The sequence below is a fragment of the Mycolicibacterium houstonense genome (assembly GCF_900078665.2).
GTDB lineage: Bacteria > Actinomycetota > Actinomycetes > Mycobacteriales > Mycobacteriaceae > Mycobacterium > Mycobacterium houstonense.
In genome coordinates, this window is the sequence record NZ_LT546207.1 from 4,939,712 (window position 1) to 4,964,419 (window position 24,708).

The 24,708-nt window shown below is 66.8% G+C and carries 21 protein-coding genes and 3 pseudogenes; 9 read left to right on the forward strand and 15 right to left on the reverse strand.

Going from position 1 to position 24,708, the window contains the following annotated elements; all coding sequences use genetic code 11:
* The 3 genes from BN4332_RS24770 to dprE2 all read right to left on the reverse strand — a co-directional run.
* The coding region (locus tag BN4332_RS24770) for an arabinosyltransferase domain-containing protein (protein WP_435405179.1) at positions 1-2,493 on the reverse strand (2,493 nt) is incomplete at its 3' end.
* Positions 2,483-4,357: a galactan 5-O-arabinofuranosyltransferase gene (locus BN4332_RS24775; RefSeq protein WP_066902126.1), complete on the reverse strand. Its 1,875-nt coding sequence runs from the start codon at positions 4,355-4,357 to the stop codon at positions 2,483-2,485. The genes BN4332_RS24775 and BN4332_RS24770, both read right to left, overlap by 11 nt.
* The gene (gene dprE2, locus BN4332_RS24780; protein ID WP_066902127.1) at positions 4,357-5,121 is read right to left on the reverse strand and encodes a decaprenylphospho-beta-D-erythro-pentofuranosid-2-ulose 2-reductase; all 765 of its coding nucleotides are present in this window, start codon (positions 5,119-5,121) and stop codon (positions 4,357-4,359) included. Before dprE2 ends, BN4332_RS24775 begins: the two co-directional genes overlap by 1 nt.
* Before the next feature lie 139 nt (positions 5,122-5,260).
* Between dprE2 and BN4332_RS24785 the strand changes: the two genes are divergently transcribed.
* Genes BN4332_RS24785 through BN4332_RS24795 form a run of 3 tightly spaced genes read left to right on the forward strand, consistent with a single transcriptional unit; the run spans position 5,261 to position 7,184 of the window.
* Complete coding sequence (locus tag BN4332_RS24785) at positions 5,261-6,331, forward strand: oxygenase MpaB family protein (RefSeq protein WP_066902128.1); 1,071 nt, start codon at positions 5,261-5,263, stop codon at positions 6,329-6,331.
* Positions 6,332-6,334: 3 nt separating this feature from the next.
* Complete coding sequence (locus tag BN4332_RS24790) at positions 6,335-6,550, forward strand: hypothetical protein (protein ID WP_066902129.1); 216 nt, start codon at positions 6,335-6,337, stop codon at positions 6,548-6,550.
* Between the two features lie 10 nt (positions 6,551-6,560).
* On the forward strand, positions 6,561-7,184 hold the full coding sequence (locus tag BN4332_RS24795) for a TetR/AcrR family transcriptional regulator (RefSeq protein WP_066902130.1): 624 nt from the start codon (positions 6,561-6,563) through the stop codon (positions 7,182-7,184).
* 71 nt (positions 7,185-7,255) lie between these two features.
* Here the strand turns inward: BN4332_RS24795 and katG are convergent, their stop codons facing one another.
* From katG to dprE1, 3 genes are all read right to left on the reverse strand, one after another.
* A complete protein-coding gene (katG, locus tag BN4332_RS24800) occupies positions 7,256-9,472 on the reverse strand; it encodes a catalase/peroxidase HPI (protein WP_066902131.1) in 2,217 nt (738 codons plus the stop codon).
* A gap of 33 nt (positions 9,473-9,505) precedes the next feature.
* On the reverse strand, positions 9,506-9,910 hold the full coding sequence (locus BN4332_RS24805; protein WP_066902192.1) for a Fur family transcriptional regulator: 405 nt from the start codon (positions 9,908-9,910) through the stop codon (positions 9,506-9,508).
* A 135-nt stretch (positions 9,911-10,045) separates the two neighbouring features.
* Positions 10,046-11,428 carry a decaprenylphosphoryl-beta-D-ribose oxidase gene (gene dprE1, locus BN4332_RS24810; protein ID WP_066902132.1) on the reverse strand — a complete coding sequence of 461 codons (1,383 nt, stop codon included), beginning with the start codon at positions 11,426-11,428 and terminating at the stop codon, positions 10,046-10,048.
* A 119-nt stretch (positions 11,429-11,547) separates the two neighbouring features.
* Here dprE1 and BN4332_RS24815 point away from each other — a divergent pair, with 119 nt between their 5' ends.
* A complete protein-coding gene (locus BN4332_RS24815) occupies positions 11,548-12,114 on the forward strand; it encodes an LppA family lipoprotein (RefSeq protein ID WP_235654190.1) in 567 nt (188 codons plus the stop codon).
* Between the two features lie 81 nt (positions 12,115-12,195).
* On the opposite strand, the gene BN4332_RS24820 is transcribed toward BN4332_RS24815, so the two are convergent.
* The gene (locus BN4332_RS24820; protein ID WP_066902133.1) at positions 12,196-12,594 is read right to left on the reverse strand and encodes a GtrA family protein; all 399 of its coding nucleotides are present in this window, start codon (positions 12,592-12,594) and stop codon (positions 12,196-12,198) included.
* Between the two features lie 48 nt (positions 12,595-12,642).
* Between BN4332_RS24820 and BN4332_RS24825 the strand changes: the two genes are divergently transcribed.
* The gene (locus BN4332_RS24825; protein WP_066902134.1) at positions 12,643-13,269 is read left to right on the forward strand and encodes a trimeric intracellular cation channel family protein; all 627 of its coding nucleotides are present in this window, start codon (positions 12,643-12,645) and stop codon (positions 13,267-13,269) included.
* On the opposite strand, the pseudogene BN4332_RS24830 reads toward BN4332_RS24825, so the two are convergent.
* Positions 13,266-14,418, reverse strand: a pseudogene (locus BN4332_RS24830) (aminotransferase-like domain-containing protein). The gene BN4332_RS24825 and the pseudogene BN4332_RS24830 sit on opposite strands and share 4 nt — an antisense overlap.
* Before the next feature lie 49 nt (positions 14,419-14,467).
* Between BN4332_RS24830 and BN4332_RS24835 the strand changes: the two are divergent.
* Entirely contained in the window at positions 14,468-14,938 is a 471-nt protein-coding gene (locus BN4332_RS24835) for a carboxymuconolactone decarboxylase family protein (protein WP_066902135.1), read from the forward strand.
* 413 nt (positions 14,939-15,351) lie between these two features.
* Here BN4332_RS24835 and BN4332_RS24845 read toward each other — a convergent pair whose 3' ends face one another.
* Positions 15,352-15,693: a TFIIB-type zinc ribbon-containing protein gene (locus tag BN4332_RS24845; RefSeq protein WP_074133182.1), complete on the reverse strand. Its 342-nt coding sequence runs from the start codon at positions 15,691-15,693 to the stop codon at positions 15,352-15,354.
* 62 nt (positions 15,694-15,755) lie between these two features.
* Entirely contained in the window at positions 15,756-16,364 is a 609-nt protein-coding gene (locus BN4332_RS24850; RefSeq protein WP_066902138.1) for a gamma carbonic anhydrase family protein, read from the reverse strand.
* A 672-nt stretch (positions 16,365-17,036) separates the two neighbouring features.
* Between BN4332_RS24850 and mspA the strand changes: the two genes are divergently transcribed.
* On the forward strand, positions 17,037-17,684 hold the full coding sequence (mspA, locus tag BN4332_RS24855; RefSeq protein ID WP_066902139.1) for a porin MspA: 648 nt from the start codon (positions 17,037-17,039) through the stop codon (positions 17,682-17,684).
* Positions 17,685-17,922: 238 nt separating this feature from the next.
* Positions 17,923-18,342, forward strand: coding sequence for a pyridoxamine 5'-phosphate oxidase family protein (locus BN4332_RS24860; RefSeq protein ID WP_066902140.1), 420 nt, complete (start codon positions 17,923-17,925; stop codon positions 18,340-18,342).
* Between the two features lie 4 nt (positions 18,343-18,346).
* Here BN4332_RS24860 and wzm read toward each other — a convergent pair whose 3' ends face one another.
* The 5 genes and pseudogenes from wzm to BN4332_RS24885 form a co-directional block, all read right to left on the reverse strand.
* Entirely contained in the window at positions 18,347-19,177 is an 831-nt protein-coding gene (gene wzm / locus BN4332_RS24865) for a galactan export ABC transporter permease subunit Wzm/RfbD (protein ID WP_066902141.1), read from the reverse strand.
* Positions 19,174-20,185 (reverse strand): annotated as a pseudogene (gene glfT1 / locus BN4332_RS24870) (galactofuranosyltransferase GlfT1). The gene wzm and the pseudogene glfT1 overlap by 4 nt, the downstream one beginning before the upstream one ends.
* Positions 20,186-20,225: 40 nt before the next feature.
* Positions 20,226-21,020: a galactan export ABC transporter ATP-binding subunit Wzt/RfbE gene (gene wzt / locus BN4332_RS24875; protein ID WP_066902142.1), complete on the reverse strand. Its 795-nt coding sequence runs from the start codon at positions 21,018-21,020 to the stop codon at positions 20,226-20,228.
* Positions 21,021-21,028: 8 nt separating this feature from the next.
* Positions 21,029-21,544: a bacterial proteasome activator family protein gene (locus tag BN4332_RS24880; RefSeq protein WP_066902143.1), complete on the reverse strand. Its 516-nt coding sequence runs from the start codon at positions 21,542-21,544 to the stop codon at positions 21,029-21,031.
* A gap of 30 nt (positions 21,545-21,574) precedes the next feature.
* Positions 21,575-23,382, reverse strand: a pseudogene (locus BN4332_RS24885) (DUF6541 family protein).
* A gap of 125 nt (positions 23,383-23,507) precedes the next feature.
* Between BN4332_RS24885 and BN4332_RS24890 the strand changes: the two are divergent.
* Positions 23,508-24,704, forward strand: a complete 1,197-nt coding sequence (locus BN4332_RS24890; RefSeq protein WP_066902144.1) for a cysteine desulfurase-like protein — start codon at positions 23,508-23,510, stop codon at positions 24,702-24,704.
* Positions 24,705-24,708 lie beyond the last annotated feature (4 nt).

Sequence of the window (24,708 nt, forward strand, 5' to 3'; positions counted from 1 at the left end):
GCCGGCGGCCGCGGTGGTGCCACCCTCGGTGCCCACCTCGCTGCCGGTCACGGTGCCGGAGTCGGTGTCGGCGAAGTTGTCTGAGCCGGGTTGTTCCATCACCGGGTCGGCCGAGACGTCCGACGGGATGCCGTTGGGGCCGAATCCCTGTGCGGTGACCGCGCCGAGGGCCTGGCCGGCCGGCTCGCTCACCGGTGTCAGCATCCCGGCGTTCGCGTTCTCCTCGACCATCACGTCGCTGGCCAGCCCGCAGGTCTTGCCGGTCAGCGCCTCCAGATTGGAGCGGCCGACGGACCAGGCCGGGTACTGGTTGGTCATCGCCAGGGTCAGCGAGACCACCTCGAACATCACCACCACCCAGGCCGCGACGGCCAGCGGTGACTGGACGATTCGCTGCCAGCGGCGCTGGGGCCCGTCCGGGGACTGGTCTCGGCCGCTGAAGTGGAACCAGGCCGCCAGCAACAGGGTCAGCACCGAGAGGCCCAGCAGCATGGTGGTGACCCCGAACTTCCACTCGGGGAACGAGTTCGACCACGGCACACCGAAGTTGGAGACGTACCACCAGCCGTTGACGGTGGCGAAGGACAAGGCCGCCACGAACAGCACCAGCGCGGCGAACATCGACCGGTTGCGCCGCGACTTCATCGCCGCGGCGGTCACCGCGACGGCGGCCAGGGCGCCGAGGGAGCCGGCCAGTCCGGCGAACACACCGAAGTGGTGGGTCCACTTGGTCGGGGTGAACATCATCGCCAGGAACGAGATGATCGTGATGCCGATGATCCGTCGGCTCGGGCCGGCGGCCGTGCCCGGGATGCGGCCCTTCCGCAGCGTCATAGCCACCGACACCGTCAGCGCGACCAGCAGGGTCAGCACCGCGAAGCGCCGTGCCACCGAACCGTCCGGGCTGGAGGTGAACAGCCGTGAGTAGCGGATGTGCTCGTCGAACCAGGCCAGGCTGGGGCCGACGGCCGATTTGAAGGAGCTGGCCTGGATCTCGCCGGCCAGGGTCTGGTCGCGGAAGATCAGGATGATCGTGACGGTGCAGGCAGCCAGGATCGGTGCCAGCAGCGGCAGCCGGCCGAAGCGTGAGGTATGCCGCGCCACAATGGTTTTCAGCGGTCCCACGGCGACCAGCAGGGCGCCGACGGCGGCGATGCCGGTGGGGCCGGAGAACAGGGTCAGCGCGCCGATGATGATCGCGACGGCCACCGGCAGCATGCGGTTGGTGGCCACCCCGCGCTCCACCGAACACCAGGTCAGCAGGATGCCCAGCGCGATGATCGGTTCGGGGCGCAGGCCGTTGTTCAGCGGTAGCCAGAAGGCCAGGAACATGCCGGCCGCGGTCCAGGCCGCTGCGCGGTTGGTCTTGACGGCCCGGCCCAGGCGGGGCAGCACCTCACGGCTGATCACCCACCAGCAGGCCAGCGCCATCACCAGGGTGGGCAGTCGCATCCAGACGCTGTTGGTGGAGACGTGCGCCCACAGCGCCAGCAGGTCGTAATACCAGCCGAACGGTGCCTCGGGGGTGCCGAACCAGCGGTAGTAGTTCGCCATGTAGCCGGCGTGCTCGGACACCCGGGCCATGGTCAGGATGTAGCCGTCGTCGGAGGTGTTGGCGCCGACGAAGTGCCACCACACCAGGACCGCGGTGACCAGTCCGTCCAGCGGCGACATCGACCACCAGCGGGGCGGCAGGAAACGCCGGTGCCGCACTCCGTCGGCGGTGTCCAGACGATGCAGGGCGCCCAGCGCGATGACGGTCATCGCCACCCCGATGATCATCGCCAGCAGTTTGAGCAACGTCGGCGCGCTGCTGTAGCGGGAGTCGATGGTCGCCGAGAATTTCAGGCCATCGGGGGCAGGCCCGGACAGGTCGGTGAAGACACCGACGATCTGCGGGCGGAAGTCGTAGCCGCCTCGTTCGCCGCGCAGCGGGGCGTCGGGATCGTCGGCGGTGTCGCCGGCGTCGCCCTGGGTGAGTCCGACGAACTCGCCGGTCACCTTGTCGGCCTGGGCGGTGAACGTCAGGGTCTGGCAAGCGGGGCTGAGCACCGCGTCCAGTGGGGCGCTGACCACCGGGGTGTTGCGCACGATCACCAGCAGGTCGTTGTTGACCCGCTCGATCAGCAGGCCCCGGTCGATCGCCTTGGGTGCCTGCTTGGGCACCGTCGACAACAGCACGGTGCGCGCGCGGTTGTCCGGCCCGGCCAGTCCCGCGGCGGCCTGGCACGGCACCGTGATGGTGAGGTCGGTGGCCACGTATCCGATCAGTGGCGCGTTGACGCTCTGCCAGGTGCCGTTCTGCGGCCAGTTCAATTCGGCGGTGGTCTGTTTGACCGGCAACAGCGGCGTTGCCACCGCCATCAGCACACCGAGCAAACCGGCGACGACTGCGATGAGCCGCGCGGTCCGATGGTTGCTGCCTGCGGTTCCCTGCGGTCCCGTCACGGGCTCTGATGCTAACGGCGTGTCCGCCCCGGAACTAATGGCCATCGGCAGTGGGCTTTCTGATCGCCAGCACGAAAGGTCCGATGTCGGTCACCTCGAAACGTGGGTCGTCGAACAATGCCGCGTCCAGCGCCACGTGGTAGCGGCGGACGTTGGGCTGATTGGGGTAGACGTCGGAGGCCAGGCGCAGCGTGTAGGTGTCGTTCGCGCCGTGGCGCATCAGGAACACGGTCGGCGCCTTCCACGGCATGCCGTCGAGCGCCTCCACGAATTGGTCGGCCGTGGACAGCGTGGCCCAGCCTTCGATGGCTTTGGCGCGCTTGTCGAACTCGGCCAGCGGATTGGCGTAGTGCGACGTCAGCCCCTGGAAACCGTAATAGGGATAGAAGGACAGGAAGCTGTAGTCGGCGGTCAGCACCACGGTCTGGTTGCGCGGCACACCGGTGACCTCGGCGATCTTGGCGTCGATCTCGCGGTAGTAGCGCTCGGCGCCGGGTGGCCTGCGGTCGGCCCGCTGTCCGGTGCCGTCGGTGTCGGTGTAGGCCACGTTGATGTCGGGACGCAGCACGTCGGGGATGTCCTGGCTGAACGTCACGGCGCCGATGGACCCGACGGCCGCGGCCGCGGCCACCATGCGGCGGCCGGTCTCGGGTTGATACCGCCGGGCGATGGCCTGCGTCGCCTCGATGAATCCGAACGCGCCCGCGGTCGTGAGCAGCACGGTCAGCGTCGGCTGCAGCCGGAACGACAGCAGGGTGGTGCCGGCCAGCGTGGTCAGCATCGACAGCAGGGACCAGGCGTAGACGGCGAGCACTGCGACGGCCAGCGCGCCGGCGCGGGTGGACGTGCGCGCCCGGACCACCAGCCACAGCGTGCCGAGCATGCACAGCGCACCCAGCAGGGTGAAGCTCAGCATCGGGAAGGTCAGCTGTGCGCCCGCGTCGGGCAGATAGTGCTGGGCGGTTCCGGTTTCGGCGGGCTTGCCGCGCAGCGCGGCGAGCAGGTACGGGGCCCAGGTCAGCAGGGCGATGGCCCCGGAGATCACGCCGATGACTGCGAGGCGCACCAACGGTTCGATGCGCCGGCGCACGACGGCCAAGCCGAGCGCCATCAGCGTGAGGGTGAAAGCGCAGTAGGCCAGCAGGAGGGTGTAGAAGAGTGCGGCGAATCCGAGGAAGATCCCGACACCGATGATCGCGGCCCAGCCCCCGTTGCGGGTCTTGCCCCGCAACCCGGACCAGGCCAGTACGAACACCGGCGGCAGCAGCACGGTGATGATCGCGGCATACGGCTCGGCGGGGGAGTAGGCCAGCATCGCCGCGCTGCTCGCGGTGGTCACGATCAGCGCGTATTCGAAGCGCACCATGGCCGCCCACAGCACGAATGCGAGTGCGACGGCAATGGTGATCGACACGATGGCCCACGGCTTGAACATTTCCCAGGCCGGGGTGTCGGTGGCCGCGGCGATGCGCCCGCCCATCCAGAACCAGCCGGCCGGGTAGTACGGCGGCAGCCCGAAGTAGGTCATGTCGTGCAGGCCGGGGGCATCGGCCAGCCGGGTCAGGTACTCGGTGCGGAACTGCTGGTCGACCGAGACCCCGAACAGGTAGAGCTTCGTGGCCCCCAGCGGCATCGCCAGGGTCACCACCGAGAACGCCGAGAGGAAGATCAGCGCGGCCAACCGGGCCAGGGTGCGACGGCCGCGGCGCCAGAGCAGCCCGGCGGCCAGGATCCCGGCCAGCGCGCCAACCTGGCCCACCGTCGTGAGCGCGTGCAGTTGGTTGGACGTGTTGTAGGCCGGCCACTGGACCCGGTCGATCGCCACGATCGACACCCCGGCCACCGCCGAGGCGAGCATCAGGGCGATCACCATGTGCCCGGCGACCCGGGCCGAGTGGGCCGCCGCCATTAGATGGGCAGCTTGCGGAAGATGGGCCGCGGAATATGCCGCAGGACCATCATCACGTAGCGGAACGCGCCCGGCGCCCAGACCAGCTCCTTGCCCTTGGCCGACGCGGTGACGGCCAGCTCGGCGACATATTCCTTGTCGACGGTGAGCGGGGCTTCCTTGACGTGGGCGCTCATCCTGGTGCGTACCTGTCCGGGCCGGATCACCAGCACCCGCACGCCGAACTCGCGCAGCGCCTCACCGAGGCCGAGGTAGAAGCCGTCGAGGCCGGCCTTCGTGGAGCCGTAGACGAAGTTGGAGCGGCGCACCCGCTCACCGGCGGCCGAGCTCATCGCAATGATCTGGCCGTAGCCCTGCGCCCGCATCTTCTCGCCGACCAGAACGCCGACCGAAACCGCTGCGGTGTAATTGATTTCGGCGATCTGCACGGCCTTGCGCTGGTTCTGCCACAACTCTTCGGCGTCGCCCAGCAGTCCGAACGCCACGATCGCGACATCCACATCGCCCGAGGCGAAGGCCTTGTCGATCACGTCGGGATGGCTGGCCGTGTCCACGGCATCGAAGTCGATGACCTCCACCGAGCTGGCGCCGGCCTTGCGCAGTTGAGCCACCGCGTCGTCGCGGCCCGGATCTCCGGGCAGGGCGGCCAGCACGATGCGGGCGGATGCGTCGCGCAGGTAGCGCTCGCAGATCGCCAGCCCGATTTCCGACGTACCGCCGAGCAGCAGAATCGTCTGGGGATTACCTACCGCGTCGAACACCATCTAGCGCAGCTCCAAGCCTCGGGGAAACATCGTGACGAGGGTACCGCGCGGCCTGCCAGGAAAATCCGAGCGCAGATCTTGACCGCAATTCCTACACGGCGTAGCTTTTTTCTACACCGTGTAGGAATTGGGGGAGTTCATGACGATCCGCGAATGGTTGACGTTGCCCGAGACGGAACCGGGAGAGGACTACGGGTTCTTCGGTCCGGACTCGGTGACGTGGAAGGTGTGGAGCTACCCCACCTCGCTGTCGATCGGGTTCCAGCGCGCCGTCGTCATCGAGGAGCTCGACCCCGCGCTCGTCGCGGCGGTCGACAAGACCCACGAGATCTACTCGCGCCCCCGCACCCGGTACGACCGGACGCTGCGCTACTTCGCCATGGTGGCGTTCGATGACAGTCGCTCGACCGCCAAGGCCGCCGACGTCCTGGTCAAGATCCACTCCAAGGCCATCGGCACCGATCCCGTCACCGGAAAGACCTACGACGCCAACGATCCTGCTTCGCAGTTGTGGATCCACCTGACCGCGTGGCATTCCATCCTGGTGGCCTACGAGAAGTACGGGCCGGGCCGGTTGTCGCCGGAAGAGGAGCTCCAGTACTGGCGGGAATGCGCGATCGCCGCCGAACTGCAGACCTGCGATCCCTCCGATGTTCCGCTGACCCGCGAGGGCATCCGGGAGTACTTCGAGCAGATGCGGCCCCAGCTGATCGGCTCGGACATCGCCCGGCAGGCAATGGAACACCTGCTCGGCGCCGAGGTGATGTTGCCCGAGATGCCCCTGGTGTTGCGTCCGGGCACCAAGGTGATCACGGCGTTCCTGCGCCGCGGTACCCTCGCCACGATGCCACGCTGGATGCGAGAGATGGCCGGGCTCAGCACATCCCGGGTTCTCGACGCGCTGGTGGTGCCGCCGCTGAGCGCCGCGTTCACGGTGATCGCCATGAGCAAGCGGCTCCAGCTCATCCTGCTGCGGCTGCTGTCCCCGGCGACCCTGCCCATCGGTGCGCGCGTCCTGCTGTCCGTCCCGGCGAAGAATCCGGTGACGACGACACCGCGGGAGGCCCAGCGTCGTTACGGGTACGCCGCACCGAGCCAGGCGCACTTCGAGTTTCGGGAGAAGCAGGCGGTCCGGGTGTTCGGTGAGGGGCTCGCCCCCAGTGACGAGGGCATCCTCGAATCCCAGCCGATTCTCGGTGGGATCGGCTGACTCGTGATCAAGAATCTTCTCGACTACCGGTTGAGCATCCGCCAGCTCGTCTACCTCGCGATCGTGGCGGGCGTCCCGTACTTCGTGATCGGTATGGTCTGGGCAACCACCCACAGCGACCACATCGTCGGGCTCACGGGTCTGGACAAGGTGTTCTCACTGCTGGGCGAGATCGTCGCGTGGCCGGTGCTGATCATTGCTGATGTCACGCTGACATGAGCGGAGCGAAGTGAACGAAGCAGCGATCGCCAACCGGGCCCGCGCCGAGCATCTGGGCCCGGACCGGCGCCGGCCGCAGGTCCTCGACACCGCGTTGGAGATCGCCGCGCAGCAGGGCCTGGCTGACGTCACGATGGGCAACATCGCGCGCCGCATGGGCGTCACCCGGCCCGTGGTCTACGCCTGCTATCCCGGGCGCGGGGAAGTGCTTGCCGCGCTGTTGGACCGGGAAACCGACGCGGTGCTGGCCAGCCTGCTCGACCTGCTGCCGCCAGAGCGCACCGGCTCCATCGAGCAGTTGTTCGTCGACGGGTTCCGCGCGCTGCACAGCACCGTGCGCGAGCGTCCGGACTCGTGGCGCATCATGTTCGGTGCCGATCCCGATCCGGTGCTGACCGCGGCGATCGTCGCCGGCCGTGAGCGCATCCGAGGACAGCTCGCCACCGCGATGCGGCCGCTGCTGCAGCGGTGGCAGGTCGCCGACATCGACGTAACCCTGCCCATGCTGGTCGAGGTGTTCCTGGCGATCTGTGAGGCCGCCGTCCGCAAGATGCTCGACGGCGACGGTGACTCGGAACTGGTTGCCGAGACCTTCGGCAAGGCGGCCTATCGCGCCATGCGCGCAAAGCCGTAGTGCGACAACAGCACCCCGCGAGCCGAGGCCCGCGGGGTGCTGCGTTGTCCGTCGCTCAGACGATCAGGAGATCAGGCCTCCAGATCGAACCGGTCGGCGTTCATCACCTTGGTCCAGGCCGCGACGAAGTCCTTGACGAATTTCTCCTTGGAATCGTCCTCGGCGTACACCTCGGCCAGCGCCCGCAGCTGCGAGTTCGAACCGAACAGCAGATCGACCCGGCTGGCGGCCCACTTCGGTGAACCGGTCGCGCGGTCGGTGCCGACGTAGGTGCCGTCGTCGGCCGGAGCCGGTGCCCACTTGGTGCCCATGTCGGTGAGGTTGACGAAGTAGTCGTTGGTCAGCTGACCCACCTTGTCCGTCAACACACCCAGCTCCGAGCCGCCGTGGTTGGCGCCCAACACGCGCAGGCCACCGATCAACACGGTCATCTCTGGAGCCGACAGACCGAGCAGGTTGGCCCGGTCGATCAGGCGGTACTCGGCAGGCAGGCTGTCGCCCTTGGCCACGAAGTTGCGGAAGCCGTCGCCCTTCGGCTCCAGGTAGGCGAACGAGTCGACGTCCGTCTGCTCCTGCGAGGCGTCGCCGCGACCCGAGGTGAACGGCACCGCGACATCGAAACCAGCTGCCTTGATGGCCGTTTCGAGACCAACGACACCGCCGAGCACCACCAGATCGGCGAAGGAGACCCCAGTGCCTTGATTCTCGGCGGCGGCCTGGATCTCCTCCAGCTTGGCGATCACCGGAGCCAGCTCCTCGGGCTCGTTGACCTCCCAGCCCAGCTGCGGCTGGAGCCGGATCCGGCCGCCGTTCGCGCCGCCGCGCATGTCGCTGGAGCGGTACGAGGCCGCCGCCTTCCACGCGGTGTTGACCAGCTGCTGGATGCTCAGACCCGAGTCCGCGATGGCCGCCTTGAGGGTGGCGACATCGGCATCGGACAGCTGCTTACCGGCTGGGATGATGTCCTGCCACAGCCAGGTCTGCTCGGGCACCAGCGGACCGAGGTAGCGGGTCACCGGACCCATGTCGCGGTGGATCAGCTTGAACCAGGCCTTGGCGTACTCCTCGGCCAGCTCCTCGGGATGATCCAGCCAGCGGCGGGTGATCTCGCCGTAGATCGGGTCGAACCGCATGGACAAATCGGTGGTCAGCATCGACGGGTGGGTCTTGCCGGTGCCCTGTGCCATCGGCACCGAGTTGGCCCAGCCGTTGTCCTTGGGCTTCCACTGGTTGGCGCCGGCGGGGCTCTTGGTCAGCTCCCACTCGTTGCCGTAGAGGATCTCCAGGAACGAGTTGTCCCACTTGGTGGGGGTATGGGTCCAGGTCACCTCGATGCCGCTGCTGACGGTGTCGTTGCCCAGGCCGGGGTTGGCCCAGCCGAGGCCCATCTGCTCCAGCGGCGCGGCCTCGGGCTCGACACCGTTCTCGATGTCGGTGGCGCCGTGGGTCTTACCGAACGTGTGCCCACCGACGATCAGCGCGGCGGTCTCGATGTCGTTCATCGCCATGCGGCCGAACGTCTCGCGGATGTCGATGGCGGCTGCCAGATAATCCGGATTGCCTTCGGGGCCTTCGGGATTCACGTAGATCAGGCCCATGTGGCTGGCGCCGAGCGGGTTCTCCAGCTTGGTCCGGTCACCGTTCGCACCGGCGTAGCGGTCCTGCGAACCCAGCCACTCGGCCTCGGCGCCCCAGTAGATGTCCTCCTCCGGCTCCCAGTAGTCCGGGCGGCCGAACGCGAAGCCGGCGGTCTTGAAGCCCATGTGCTCCATGGCCCGGTTGCCGGCGTAGACGATGAGATCGGACCACGAGATCTGCTTGCCGTACTTCTTCTTCAGCGGCCAGAGCAGGCGGCGTGCCTTGTCCAGGCTGACGTTGTCGGGCCAGCTGTTCAGCGGGGCGAAGCGCTGCATGCCGCGCCCGCCACCACCGCGGCCGTCCTCGACCCGGTAGGTGCCTGCGGCGTGCCAGGACATGCGGACGAACAGCGGGCCGTAGTGCCCGAAGTCGGCCGGCCACCAGTCCTGCGAATTCGTCAACAGCTCATCGAAATCGCGCTGCAGCGCCTCGACATCGAGAGACTTGACGGCCTCGCGGTAGTCGTAGCCCTCGTCCATCGGGTCGATGGCGGGCGGATTCTTCTGCAGCACCTTGAGATTGACCGCGTTGGGCCACCAGTCGCGGTTGCTGCCGCCCTCGACGGGCGGCTTGATCCGCATGGGACAACCGCTCTGGGCGGGTTCGGTCTGCGATTCACCGATCGGAGGGTGAGTTTCGGCGTCTGCCATGACAATCCTTTCCGGGGCTGGCGGGTTAAGGGTTTATCTATTTGGAGCAGTGGAACATTCGGGGCACAGGCCCCAATAGATGACCTCGGCTTCATCGATCTCGAAGCCGTGGTCGTCAGACGCGGCCAGGCATGGGGCAGACCCCGCCGCGCAGTCCACGTCGGCGATGGCGCCACACGAACGGCACACGACGTGGTGGTGGTTGTCGCCGACGCGAGATTCGTACCGGGCGACCGAGCCCGATGGCTGGATGCGCCGCACCAGATGAGCTGCGGTCAGCGCATGTAATGAGTCGTACACGGCCTGGTGGGACACATCGGGGAGTTCCTCGCGTACCGCGCGGATGACCGTGTCGGTGTCGGCGTGCGGATGCGCATGGACCGCGTGCAACACCGCCACTCGTGGGCGGGTCACGCGCATGTCGGCCTCTCGCAGCATCTGCTGGAAGTCCGAGGTCGTCGCCACGAAACCGAGTCTGGTCGGTTTTCTGGAATTAGTCAAGAATAAAGTTCTCGCCGCTTCGGCGGGCCTGTGACCAGCGCCGATCGGGAGTGTGCAGGTGCCGAGTGGGCGCTAGATGAGCTCCAGTCGGCGCGCCATGTCGGAGACGAACACGCCATCGGGGTCGACCTTGCGCCGCACCGCCAGCCACTCCTCGATGCGTGGGTACATGGCGTGGAAGGTGCTCGCGGTGGTGCGCGAATCCTTGGCGGTGTAGAGCCGGCCACCGAATTGCAGTACGCGGCGGTCGAGTTCGGTCAGGAACTCGCTCAGGCCGGGCTTGATCTGGAAGTCGACGCAGACGTTCCAGCCCGGGATCGGGAAACTCAGCGGCGCCTGGTTGCCGGGGCCGAACAGCTTGAACACGTTGAGGAACGAGTAGTGCCCCGAGCGCTGGATGTCGATCATGATCCGCTTGAACTCGTCGACGGCCTCGGTCGGCACCACGAACTGGTACTGGGTGAAACCCACCGAGCCGTAGGCGCGGTTCCATTCCCCGACCATGTCCAGCGGGTGATAGAACTGCGTCAAGTTCTGGGCCTTGCCCCGATAGGTCTTGCCCATTCGGTACCAGACCTCGGTCATGGCGCCGAAGATCAGCTTGTTGCCCAGCCCGTTCGGGAAGATGTCGGGCGTCGTGAAATACTGCGGCGCATCGAATTTCAGGGGATCCTGCTGCAACTTTGGTGGCAGCTGGTCCAGCTTGGCCAGCGAGCCGCGGGAGATCACCGCGCGACCCAGCTTCGGCGGGGCACTCATCGCGTCGAACCACGCCGACGAATACGTGTAATTGTCCTCGGTGCCGTCGCTGTGGAAGGCGATGGTCTCGTCGAGGCCGTGGGTGACATCGCCGTCGGCGATGAAATACGCAGTCTCCGTAGGCGTCATCTCGATGGTGGCCCGCAGGACGATGCCGGTCAGGCCGTTGCCGCCCACGGTGGCCCAGAACAACTCGGACTCGGGACCGTCCGGGGTGAGCTTGCGGATCTCTCCGGTGGCGGTCAGCAGATCGATCGAGCGCACGTGGTTGCCGAAACTGCCTGCGCTGTGGTGGTTTTTCCCATGGATGTCACAGCCGATCGCGCCGCCGATGGTCACCTGCCGGGTGCCCGGCAGTACCGGAACCCACAACCCGTGCGGCAGTGCGGCCCGCATCAGCTGGTCGAGGTTCACCCCGCCGTCCACGTCGACCAGCTTGGTGCCGGCATCGATCGAGTGGATCTGGTTCAACGCCGACATGTCGATGACGAGCCCGCCACCGTTCTGCGCGTTGTCGCCGTACGAACGCCCCAGCCCACGGGCGATGACGCCCCGGCCCTTCTGCTCGGCGGCCCGCGTGACGGCCTTGACGATCACCTCGGGATCGCTGGTAGAGAGCACCTGTGCCACGGTCGGTGCGGTCCGGCCCCAGCCTGTCAGGCGCTTGGGAGTGGTCGGCAAATCGGTAGTCGACATCGTCAGAGAGGGTACCGCGCGCCGTGCCCCGGTCCGCTGCTGTTGTGCTTGCAATTGGTGCCCTTTTCACAGTGACCCCCCAGATATGATCTTCGAAACGGGAGGTCAGGGGGCCTGTTTTGCAACTCAGCGATATCGACTCATGGAACGTGGGGGCATTGCGGCGAAGCGCCGCAGTCGTTGTGACGTCGATCGCGCTGGTGTGCGGGTGTAGTGCCGGCGATGGTTCGTATGACTCGCCGATTCTCGATGACGACGTCCCTGTGGCTGACATTGGATCTCTGCCGGACATCGAGCGGACGAGAACGCAGATGCTGGATTTGATCGAACGGGTGCGGATCGAGGTGACTCGGCTGGTTCCGGCCAGTGGCCCTTGGGAATGGGCTTACGACGAAACCCGCGCGGGCTGTACCCAGAAGGAAACTGGTCGTAAGGGAACGACGCTGTATTTCGCCAAGCTGCACTCGAGCATCTCGTTGACCGACGAGCAGTGGGATCTGGCATTTCCCGCGGTGCAGCGCTTGGCGCGCGAGGCAGGATTGACGACTGTCAGCACGATCGCGAACTCAAGTGGCAACCATGACGTCCGACTCAGCAGTGAGGACGGAAGAACACTTGTGTTCGGCTCGGCTGAGGCCTCGCTGATCACTGGCTCGATCGCATGCCGCCGGTCCGGCGCCGGCTGAACACGAAAGTGACGCCAGGGTCGCTGCACCGCACGCAGAACGACCCTGGCGTCACTTTCGCGGACCCGCCGCAGCAGACCCTCAGCGCAGTTTGAAGATCACCGCACGCTGCACGATGAAGTTGATCACCGTGGCGGTGCCCTGGGCGATGACGAAGGCCACCGGAACCGCCCACCCCTGGTAGTCGGCCAGGTGCAGCACCAGGTGGTTCAGGCCGACCTGGACGGCGAAGGTGATCAGGTAGAGCACCCATACGGCGATGAAGCGGGCCGTGCTCGGTGGCGCCTGGAATGTCCAGCGACGGTTGATCAGGTAGGCCGTCGTGGTCCCGGCGATGAAGCCGACGGTCTTGGCCAGGTCTACCTGGACCCCGAAGACCTTGTAGAGCAGTACGTAGAGGCCGAAGTCCACGACCGCCGACAACCCGCCGGTCACGATGAACCGGAACGCCTGCGTCTTCAGGTCCAGGGTCGGCGACATTACGGGCTCAGCCACCCAGGCAGCTTAGCGAGCGCCTACCGTTCAGCTGTGCTGCAGATGGTGCTCAACTACCTCGGTATTGCGGTCTTCGCGTCGTCGGGGACCATCGTCGCCATCCGCAAGGGCTTCGATCTGTTCGGTATCGCCGCGCTCGGCGTGCTCACCGGCGTGAGCGGCGGGGTGATCCGCGACATCTTCGTGGGGGTCCATCCGCCCACGTCGATCCAGCACTGGCCCAACATCACGGTGGCCTTGGCGGCAACGGCCGTGGCCACGCTCACCGCCAAGTACGTCATCCGGTTCAACTACATCGTGCTGCCGTTGGATGCCATCGGAATGGGGTTCTTCGCCACCTCGGGCGCGGCCTTCGCCGTCGACCACGGGGCGAGCTGGTTCGCTGCGGTCCTGATCGGCATGACCACCGCCATCGGGGGCGGCATCATCCGCGATGTGCTGGTCCGCGAGATCCCGTTGTTGATGCGTCCGGACGATCTCTATGCGGTCCCGGCCATGATCGGCGCGACGGCGTACGCGGTCATCGACTACTTCGGACCGCAGTGGATCGGCCTGGCGGTCGGCACCGTGGTGGCCACGGTGCTGCGCCTGGCCGCGTTGTGGTTCGGCTGGCGGTTGCCGACCGGGCCGTCGGATCTGATCCTCGGTGAGGAGTCCTAGCGCAGTGTCTCTGCCAGCACGCCGCGGAGCGCGTCGACAGCCGGTCCGAAAGCATGTTCGGCGGGTGCGCCGAAACCGATGATGACCCCGTCCGGGTCGGGGATGTCAGGGCCGGCCAGCGGGTGCCGCATGATCGACAGCCCGGACAGCGCGATCCCGGCCTCGCCGGCCCGGCGCAGCACCTCTGGTTCGGCCCCGTCGGGCAGGGTGAGCAGCATGTTGACCCCGGCTGCCAGGCCGCCGATACCGAGGTCGAACCCGGCCAGTGCGTCCACGAGCACGTCACGCCGGCGCCGGTAGCGGTTGCGCATCCGCCGGACGTGCCGGTCGTAGGCGCCGGTGTTCAGGAAGTCGGCCAGCGTCAGCGCGGTCAGCGCATCGACGTGGTACTGCGCGCCGCCGGCCGCGGCGATGACGGGGTCGATCAACGCGTCGGGCAACGCCATCCAACCCACGCGCAACACCTGGGCCAGGCTTTTACTGGCCGAGCCCAGGTACGCCACCCGCTCGGGATTGAGCGCCTGCAGGGCCCCGACAGGCTGCCGGTCGTAGCGAAACTCGCCGTCGTAGTCGTCGTCGACGACGTATCCACCGGTGCACTCGGCCCAGTCGATCACCGCGGCGCGCCGCGTCGGGTGCAGCGCCATGCCGAACGGGCTCTGATGCGCCGGGGTGAGCAGCACCGCCGGGGTGTCGAGCCCGTCGAGATCGCTGATCACCGCCCCGTGCTCGTCGAGGCTGATCGGTGTCGTCGCCACGTCCAGTGCGGCGAGCGCGTCCCGGAAGATGTAGAGCCCGTGGGCCTCGACCGCGACCGGTCGGTTGCGGCCGAACACCCGGCCCAGCAGGTCGACGCCATCGCGTACCCCGGAACAGATCACGATCGACTCCGGCGTGGTGCGCACACCTCGGACCCGGCCCAGGTATTCGGTCAATGCCTCGCGCAGCGGCAGCGGGCCGCGTGGGTCGCCCATCCGCAGCGCCGCGGCGGGGGCGTCGGNGCCGGGTGCCGGTGCTCAGTCGGCCGCTGCGGATGCCGTCCCGCAGTGCGGTGATCAGCTGTTCTCTGGCGGTGCGGCTGCCCGGTGCGATCACCGTGCGCAGTTCCAGGTGGAGATCCCGGCTCCCCAGATTGGCCCGCGAAGTCACGGCATTATTGAACCATCTAGGCAGTACTTTCGCGGCTAGCGTTGACGGCATGACACAGACACTCGAATCCGCCCCCGCCGTCGACCGACTCAAGATCTACAAGACCTCGCCGGAGCTGTACGACGCGATGATGACGCTGTCGAACGCAGCCGCGAAGGGCATCGACCCCACCATCGGCGAGCTCATCAAGATCCGCGCATCCCAGATCAACCACTGCGCGTTCTGCCTCGACATGCACACCCACGACGCCCGCAAGCAGGGTGAGACCGAGCAGCGGTTGGCGCTCATCGCGGCCTGGCAGGAAGCCGGGGATCTGTTCACCGAACGTGAGCAGGCGGCACTGGCCCTGACCGAGGCCATCACCGAGCTGGGCAACGGCCACGTTTCCGACGCCGTCTACGCGCGGGCTGCCGCGGCTTTCACCGAACGTGAACTCGGCCAGGTGATCGCGATGGCGGTGACCATCAATGCGTGGAACCGGATCAACGTCACCGTGCGGATGCCCGCCCCTCGGCGCTGATCTCGCGGGAAACTAAAGGGGTGCAGACCCGGTCCGGTGCAGACATCACGGTGCGCGGCGCGGTCGTGCACAAGCTGCACCGGCCGGGCACCGATCCGCATGCGCTGCGGGTGCGGCTGCGCGCGGCCGGCCGAATCGATGCCTTGGTGAGCCCATTGTCCGCGGCGCCCGACCTGGTCGACGGCCGCTGGCTGAGCCGCTGGCCGCTGGTGGAAACCCTTGCGGTGCANCGGGTTTGTTCCCGACGCCGATTGGCTGCTGTTTCTCGACGCCTATCGGGAGGCCGGTGGGCCGGCGCTACCGGCAGGCGATCCGTGGCCCGTGCTGGAGCCGTTCGCCCGGGCCGCCGTCATTCAGGCCGCCGCCAACGATCCCGACGACGAGCTGCTGACGGCGGCCTGCGCGCGGATGCCTCAGCTGGAGAAGAACAACCGCCCGAAACCCTGCTTGCGGTAGTGCTTGTTGCCGCGGTGTCCCCAGCCCGGCCCGTAATCTGAGTAGCCCTGGTGGTAACCGCCCGAGTGCGCCGGCGGTGCCGGTGGCGGCGGCGCCTGGACGAAGCGGTTCTCCATCTGGGTCAGTGCCTCGAGCTCACCGAAGTCCAGGAAGATGCCGCGACAGGTGTCGCACTGCTCCAGGTGGATGCCGTTGCGCTCATAGGTCTTCATGACCCCGGCGCACTTCGGGCACAGCAGCGTGTTGCCGACACCGGGTGACGGGCTGGACTTCGGGGGCTCATATGGCGGGATGCTCATATCGCCATAACGTCTGATCTCGCGCTGGAGTGCCGCAGGATCTGGACGGCCGTCGGGTGTTCCTACAACTCCCGGTCATCGCGATGATCGGCCAGCCCGGCGGTCTCGCGGCGGGTGAGTTCTTTCATATCCATGTCGACGCCCTGGCCGGCCCGGCGCTCCATGCCGTACACCTGCTGCGCGAAGTCCATCTTGCTCAGTATCGCGTCGGCCTCTTCGTGCTGGGCGGGCGGAAAGATTTCGGCCGGATCGCCGACCGCAACCCATTTGATCGGGACGAGCGAGTCCGGTGGCAGCACACTGCGCACGTGGACGACGCCGTCGATACGGACCTCTGTTCCGTTGCCGACGTGGGCGCCCTCATAGATCTTCGCGCCGGTGGCGACGAAGCAGTCGTTTCCGACGGTGCACCCCTTGAGCGACGAATGCGGCCCGATCAGGACGTGATCTCCGATCTCGACCGGGTCGCGGCTCGTGCTGCGTATATTGAGGTTCTCGCGGACCACACACTGCGTGCCGATGTGCACCGGTGTGCCGTGCGCCTCGATTACCGCGCCGTAGGAGACATATGTCCTCGGCCCGATCGTCACGTCACCGCAAATGACGGCTGTCGGCGCGACATGTGCGGTCGGATCGATCGTGGGGCGTTTGCCTTGGTGTTCGATCAGCATGACCAGCGCCTCTCTCGTGTCTGCGCGCCGAGGGCGGAGACGTGAGCGGGCGTGCGCCACCCTCAACGTGTCTCCCACGATACGAGTGGAGCGTCCTGACCACCGCTTCAAGTGTGATGTCAGTCACAGATAGGAATATCAATTCCTGGATGATCGGATCGATCCGGGGCGGTCCAGTTAATCCGGGTGTTCGGCGGTGTGTAATCGGATGTTTACACAGCAAGCGCAAACCCGGGTTGACCGGTAACAGGGCGGCCCATGTGCCCGATCGTGGCGGCAACGTTTTTACTCGGCCTGATTACCCGGGCCGTCGACGCTTCGGACCGTAAAAGTCCAGTTAGGAAGCGTATGGGAAATGCCTTACCGCCAGCTGTCAATCGGATGGCCGGTGCCGCGGGGCCGCGCGCAGGTTGGTAACAATCGGCGTCGGTGTGATGCACGACCGAGCAATTCCAGCAAACATCGATCCGATGCGCCGGCCGGTCACAGGCGAAAACCGTTGCCGTTGCCGCCCGAGGTCGGCCCGGTTACGTTCCTCCTGCCAATCATGAGCACGGCATGAGAACCGGATATGACGTCCCTAATCGGACGGCGCATCGCGAATGGATCTCTAGGGTGAGGCCCCTGGTTGGCGAAGAACGAGACCGGACCACCGTCACAGCTAGGGAGAACATGTTGGCATTCAGTCGGGTGCTGGTCGCGATGGTGACCGCAATAGCCGGCGCCGTCACGGCGCTATTCGTCGGTACGGGCAGTGCCCATGCGGGTCTGGATAACGAGCTGAGCCTGGTCGATGGCCAGGATCGGACCCTTACCGTTCAGCAGTGGGATACCTTCCTCAACGGTGTGTTCCCGCTGGACCGCAACCGGCTGACCCGTGAGTGGTTCCACTCCGGCCGGGCCAAGTACATCGTGGCCGGCCCGGGCGCCGAGGAGTTCGAGGGCACCTTGGAGCTGGGCTACCAGATCGGCTTCCCCTGGTCGCTGGGTGTGGGGATCAACTTCTCCTACACCACCCCCAACATCCTGATCGACGATGGTGACATCACCGGTCCTCCGTTCGGTCTTGAGTCGGTCATCACCCCGAACCTGTTCCCGGGTGTGTCGATCAGCGCGGATCTGGGCAACGGCCCCGGTATCCAGGAAGTGGCCACCTTCTCGGTGGACGTCAAGGGTGCCGCCGGCGGTGTGGCGGTGTCCAACGCCCACGGCACGGTGACCGGTGCCGCCGGTGGCGTGCTGCTGCGTCCCTTCGCCCGCCTGATCGCCTCCACCGGTGACAGCGTCACCACCTACGGCGAACCCTGGAACATGAATTAGCACATCACTTTCTGAGTCGGCGCGTCCCGCTTCTCCTCACCGGAGCGGGGCGCGCCGATTTCCATTTGGGCCGTTAGCCCCGCGCAGCCTTGGGCGAGTCAGAGGCATCCAATTCCGAAGGCCGCAGCGCGTCTCGCACGGGCTCGCCCGTAGCGCGGAAACAGTTCGACGTCAGTGACGACGTGGGTAAATCCGGCAGTCTGTATTTCGTGCGTTAGCTGCACGTTAGGGTGGCGTCATGACGGCGCAGAGCCCGGTCTCGGTGCTCGGAGAAGACGAATGCTGGCAGCTGTTGTCCGGCGTGACCCTCGGCCGGCTGGTCACGACGATCGGCACCCGGCTCGAGATCTTCCCGGTCAACTTCGTCGTCCAGCACCGCACGGTGTTGTTCCGGACCGCCGAGGGCACCAAGTTGATCAGCACCCTGCTCAACGATCGGGTCCTGTTCGAGGCCGACGATCACAACCTCGTCGGCGGCTGGAGCGTCATCGTCCGGGGTGAACCGCAACTGCTGGAGTCCCCGGACGAGATCGCCGAGGCCGAGCGCGGCCAATTGCTGTCCTGGATCGGCACCACGAAACGCCGCTTCGTGCGCATCCGGCCCAAGGAGATCTCGGGCCGCAGGTTCGTGTTCGGCTCCGAGCCCGAGGATATGTAGCGGTCTAGACCCAGTACGGGACGCGGGCGCGGTACTGGCGCATGGCAATCGCGGCGAAGGTCCAGCCGATCACCGTGAGAACCAGGACCACCAGCCAGTGCCGCACCTCCTGATCGGCACCCAGCAGCGGGGCCCGAACGATGTCGAGATAGTGCAGCAGCGGGTTCAATTCGACGATCTTGGCCCATGATCCGGCGCCCTGCTGCTGCAACGTCGACTCGTTCCAGATGATCGGAGTCATGAAGAACAGCAGTTGCACCACCGAGGCCAGCAGCGGGCCGATGTCGCGGTAGCGCGTGGCGAGGATGCCGAAGCAGATCGAGACCCATACGCAGTTCAGCACGATCAGCCCCAGCGCCGGGACGACCGCCAGATCGGTCCATTTCCACGGTTTGGGATAGACGATCGCGATGATCACGAAGATGACGATGTTGTGGCCGAACAGGATCATCTGCCGCCACACCAAGCGGTAGACATGGACCGACAACGGCGTCGGAAGTTGTTTGATCAGGCCCTCGTTCGCGATGAACACCTCGGAGCCCTCAAGGATGGAGGCGTTGATCAGGTTCCAGATGATGAGCCCGAGCGTGACGTAGGGCAGATGCTCCTCGAGCGGCAGCTTGAACAGCTTCGAGTACAGCAGACCCATCGCCACCGCGGTGGTACCGGTGGCGATCGTGATCCAGAACGGGCCGAGCACACTGCGCCGGTAGCGCTGCTTGATGTCCTGCCAGCCCAGGTGCAGCCACAGCTCGCGCTTGCGGAAGCCTTCGGAGAGATCGCGAACGGCCCGGGCCATGGTCTTGGAGTCGGACGCCGCATCCGTGAACGTCATCGTTTGCCCATCCCGTCGCTTCGCTCGCCCCGAAAGAACCTCTCGCGTCTGCCCAACCGCCGCAGCCGAATCCATTCACGCAGACCGGCGGGGGCGCGGCGTGACAACAGAAAGTACCAGCCGAACCGCACCCACTCCTGCGCCNAGACCGGCGGGGTCGCGGCGTGACACCAGAAAGTACCAGCCGAACCGCACCCACTCCTGCGCCAGCAGTTTGCGCAGGCCCGGTTGGGACAGCAGGTAGCCGCGGTTGCGGTAGGTGAAGAACCGCTTGGTCTCGTCGTCGGGGTACTGCGTGTGCATGCGGCCACCGAGGATCGGTTTGAACTCGTCGGTGCCGCACGGGTGCAGATAGCTTGCGGTCAAACAGGTTCCGAACGGCAAACCGGAACGGACCAGCCGTCGGTGCAGCTCGACCTCGTCGCCGCGGACGAACAGGCGCAGATCGGGAACGCCGACGGCTTCCACCGTCGCGGCCCGGAACAGTGCGCCGTTGAACAGCGATGCGATGCCGGGCAACAGTTCGCCCTCACCCTCGGTGCGCAATTCGCTGACCAGTCGCCGCCACACGAGTCCGCGGCGCAGCGGGAAGGCCAGTCGTTGCGGATCGTCGAGATTGCACACCATGGGGGACACCTCGGCCAGGCTGTACTGCTCGGCGCAGGCCAGCAGGGTGGACAGCACGGTGTCGTCGGCGGGCCGGCCGTCGTCGTCGGCCAGCCAGATCCAGTCGGCGCCCCAGGCCAGAGCATGCAGCATTCCGAGTGCGAAACCGCCTGCGCCACCGAGGTTTCGGCGTGATCCGAGGTAGGTCGCCGGTACCGGCTGGCTCAGCACCAGCTCGCGGACGTCCTCGTCGTCGTCGTTGTCGATCACGATCAGGTGGTCGGGCCTGCGGTCCTGGCTCACCACCGCGTCGAGCGATTTGGCCAGCAGATCGCGACGACGGTGGGTGACGATGACGGCCGCGACAGTGTGAGGCGCGGTGCTTGACGGTTCCTCGCGCAAGCGCTCGTCAGGCTTTGACGGTTCCTCGCGCAAGCGCTCGTCAGCCACGGGCCGTTTCCTCCAACACCTCACGCACATGGCGCGCGGCGTCCTCGCCCTCGTAGGCCCGCACGACTTCCTCGATCCCACCGGTCATCTTGACCGTGCCGTGGTCGATCCACATCGCGGTCTTGCACAGCCGGGCCAGGAATTCGTTGGAATGGCTTGCGAACACCAGGATTCCGGACCGCTCGACCAGGCTCTGCAGGCGGGACTGCGCCTTCTTGAGGAACTCCGCGTCGACGGCGCCGATGCCCTCGTCGAGCAGCAGGATCTCGGGGTCGATGCTGGTCACCACGCCCATGGCCAGACGCACACGCATGCCGGTCGAGTAGGTGCGCAGTGGCATCGACAGGTACTCGCCGAGTTCGGTGAACTCGGCGATCTCGTCGACCTTGGCCAGCATCTGCTTACGGGTCTGCCCGAGGAACAGCCCGCGGATGATGATGTTCTCGAATCCCGAGATCTCGGGGTCCATCCCGACACCGAGGTCGAACACCGGGGCCACCCGGCCGTTGACCGTCGCCGAGCCGCGGGTGGGCTCGTAGATGCCCGAAAGTAGCCGCAGCAGTGTGGATTTGCCCGCACCGTTGTGGCCGACCAGGCCGACGCGGTCACCCATCTTCAGTGACATCGTGATGTCGCGCAGCGCTTCGATGACGACGACGTTGGACTCGTTGCGTCCGATGGCGCCGCCGGCCTTGCCGAGGAACGCCTTCTTCAGTGAGCGCGTCTTGGCGTCGAAGATGGGGAACTCCACCCACGCGTCGCGCGTCGAGATGTACGGATCAGACAACAGCTGACCTACAGGTACTGGCCGGTGCCGGGATGCGCCGGGCCGCCGCGCTGTCCGCCCGGGCCCTGCAGCCCTGGCGGGAGTGCGCCCTGACGCATCTGCTCGAGCTGGGCGCGCGCCGCCATCTGCTGGGCGAACAACGCCGTCTGGATGCCGTGGAACAGGCCTTCCAGCCAGCCGACCAGCTGGGCCTGAGCGATGCGCAGCTCGGCATCGGACGGCACGCTTTCTTCGGTGAACGGCAGCGTGAGCCGTTCGAGTTCCTCCCGAAGTTCGGGGGCCAGGCCGTCCTCGAGCTCGGTGATGCTGGTCCGGTGAATGTCGCGCAGCCGGTTGCGGCTCGCGTCGTCCAGGGGAGCGGCGCGCACCTCTTCGAGCAGCTGCTTGATCATGGTGCCGATGCGCATGACCTTCGCCGGCTGTTCGACGAGGTCGGTCAGCGACTTGCCGTCAGCGTCGGCGTCGCCCTCGCCGGCTGTACTGGCCAGGATCTCGATGTTGTCGTCGTCGGGGTTGATGGTCATGGCCTTCCCTTGGATCGGTTCGGTCTCGTGTCAGTTCTTCTTGGTGGCCGCGTTCTCGCCGCGCCAGCGGTAGATGCGGTCCTCACCGTTGTCGTAGATCTTCTCCCACGACCGTGAGCTGTCTAGCGACACTAGTCCGTCGGGCATGACGAACCCCCGCACCACCGGTGTGCTGGTGAGCACGTACCGGATGTTGAGCGCTTTCACCGCCTCGGCAACGCGCGGATCGGTGTCGGCATCGTCTGCGTATGCCCAGAAGATGAACCGGTGATACCCGGGCCCCTGCTGGACCGGGTAGTCGTAATGCGTCCACAACGGATGCAGCCCGGACACCGCGTACATCCAGGCGGTGCCGTCGGTGTTGGCGTCGCCGATCAGGGTGGTGCGGGCATCGGGCAGCTGTGCCAGGTAGGCGAACGCCTCCAGATCCTTGGCGCCGATCATCACCGAGTCGTACTTCTGCCCGAACAGGAACTTGTGCCGCGGGAAGTAGTGCCAGGCCAGGCCGACCGCGGTGGCGACCAGGACGACGACGGCGGTGCCCCGGACCCAGGCCGGCCGGGCGCCGGCGCGGCGCAGTGCCATGACGCCGAGCAGCACCACTGCGCACAGGCCGATCGCCGCCATCGGGGCGTAGAGCATGGTGACCACCGCCGACAGGCGCCGCGGGTCGCTGTAGAACAGGTCGCTGAACGTCCCGGTGAGGGTTCCGAGCGGCCCGCCGAAGGGTGCCCCGGAATGCACGATCGACGCGATCAAGATCAGCCAGATCGCCAGCGGCCACCAGATCTTCTTGATCAGCAGCACCAGCCCGCCGATCACGGCCAGGCCGATCAACGCCGACTGGATCGGGAAGTCGTTGAGGTGGCGGGTGTGCTGGAAGACCGCGGCGAACAGTGAGTACTTCTTGCCGAGGTGGTTGACGAAGGCGTGCCCGACGATGATGTCGGCCTGCTGCAGGACACCCAGAAATTGGGGGAGCATGATCAGCCCGCTCGGCACCGCGACCGCGGCCAGGGCCAGGAAGTCGGCTCCGCGGCTGCGCACCGGCCGCCACAGCGCGTCTGCCAGCCACCACATGCCGACCAGCAGGGCGGTCACCACGCCGCCGGTCAGGTGCACCGAGAAGACGCCGACGGTGGCCAGCACGGCGAGCGGGATTCGGTCGCGGTGCGCCGGCGTGGACACGATCAGCGCGAACACCGGGACCGCCAGCCCGTAGGCCACGAGGTTGGGCATCGCCGCGACGTCGAATTCCACGTAGGGGATCGCGGTGAACGACGCCGACAGCGCGGCGGCNAGTAGACGACGGCCAGGGCGTGGAAGGCCGACGGGTAATAGAGCGCCTGGTGGGTTTCGACGTTGCGCAGTTCGCCCATGTGCGTCGGGGAGGCCTGGCCGGTGTCGAGGATCCAACGGATGGTGTTCGCGTGCCACACCGAGTCCCAGGTGCTCGGGATGGATTGCCAGTTCACCAGTCCGGCAAAAGCCGCGGCGGCAATCAGGGCCGCGCCCAGCAGCACACCGGCCGCAACCAGTGCGGCCGGGCGTGTCGTCGTGCCGGATGCTTCGGCGTCCCGGTCGCGGTAGCGGGACAGCACCTTGCGCAATCCGGCGGCAACCGCGCACATGACGGCCACAGCAAACAAAGCTGCCCATGCGTTCCACGGCACGCCGATTGCGCCGAGCGGGACGATCGTCAGTGCAACAGTGCCGTAGGTCAAGGCTGGACCCACTGCAACCGCCGCCGACACGGTCAGTCCGCCCGCCCTGGCTATCAGCGCCCCGGGGATCACCAGCAAAAACAGTGCGATTAGCACTCCGAACCCGAAGCCCACTGGACTAGTATGGCTGCCCAGGGCGACCCGGTCCGAGCATGGTCTCTTCAAGTGCAAACGTGCGGTCGGGCGCTCACCAAATCGTGTCGGTTTGTGATATTTGCGGACGCTCTAAGGTGGCTGGCATGGCATACGACGTCGCCCGGGTGCGTGGCTTGCACCCGTCTCTGGGCGATGGGTGGGTTCACTTCGATGCCCAGAACGGCATGTTGGTGCCCGATTCCGTCGCGACGACGGTTTCTACCGCCTTCCGTGGCTCGATGCCCACCGCCGTGGGACCGCACCCATCCGCCCGCCGCAGTGCGGCCGTTCTCACCGCTGCCCGTCAGGCGGTAGCGGATCTGGTCAACGCCGATCCGCGGGGAGTGGTCCTCGGCCCGGACCGCGCCCAGCTGCTCAACGCGCTGGCCGAGGCGTCGTCGTCCCGGGTCGGGCTGGGCTACGAGGTCGTGGTCACCCGTCTGGACGACGAGGCCAACATCGCGCCGTGGTTGCGAGCCGCGAATCGCTATGGCGCCAAGGTGAAGTGGGCCGAGGTCGACATCGAGACGGGCGAGTTGCCGTCCTGGCAGTGGGAAGGGCTGATCGACAAGCCCACCCGCCTGGTGGCCATCGCGTCGGCCTCGTCGACGCTGGGTACTGTCACCGATCTGGGTGAGGTGACCAAGCTCACCCACGAGGTCGGCGGCATGGTGGTGGTCGATCACTCGGCCGCGGCCCCGTACCGGCTGCTCGACATCAACGAGATCGAGGCCGACGTCGTCGCGCTCAACGCGGTGCCCTGGGGTGGGCCGCCGATCGGTGCGCTGATCTTCCGCGACCCGTCGGTGATCGATTCTCTGGCGTCGGTGTCGCTCAACCCGCACGCGACCGGTCCGGCCCGCCTGGAGGTGGGCATGCACCAGTACGGCCTACTGGGCGGCGTGGTGGCCAGCATTGAGTACCTGTCCAACCTCGACGACACGGCCACCGGCTCGCGGCGTGAACGATTGACGGTCTCCATGCAGTCGGCGGGCGCCTACCTGGACCGGCTGTTCGAGTACCTGGTGGCCTCACTGCGCTCGCTGCCGCTCGTGATGGTGATCGGCAGGCCGGAATCGCAGATTCCGGTGCTCAGCTTCGTGGTGCGGGACATCCCGGCCGAGCGGGTGGTGCAGCGGCTGGCCGACAACGGCATCCTGGCGCTGTCGAATGCCAGCTCGCGCGTGCTCGACGTGATCGGCGTCAACGACATCGGCGGCGCGGTGACGGTCGGCCTGTCGCACTACTCGACCGGCGCCGAGGTCGACCAGCTGGTGCGCGCGCTGGCCTCCCTCGGCTGACCGC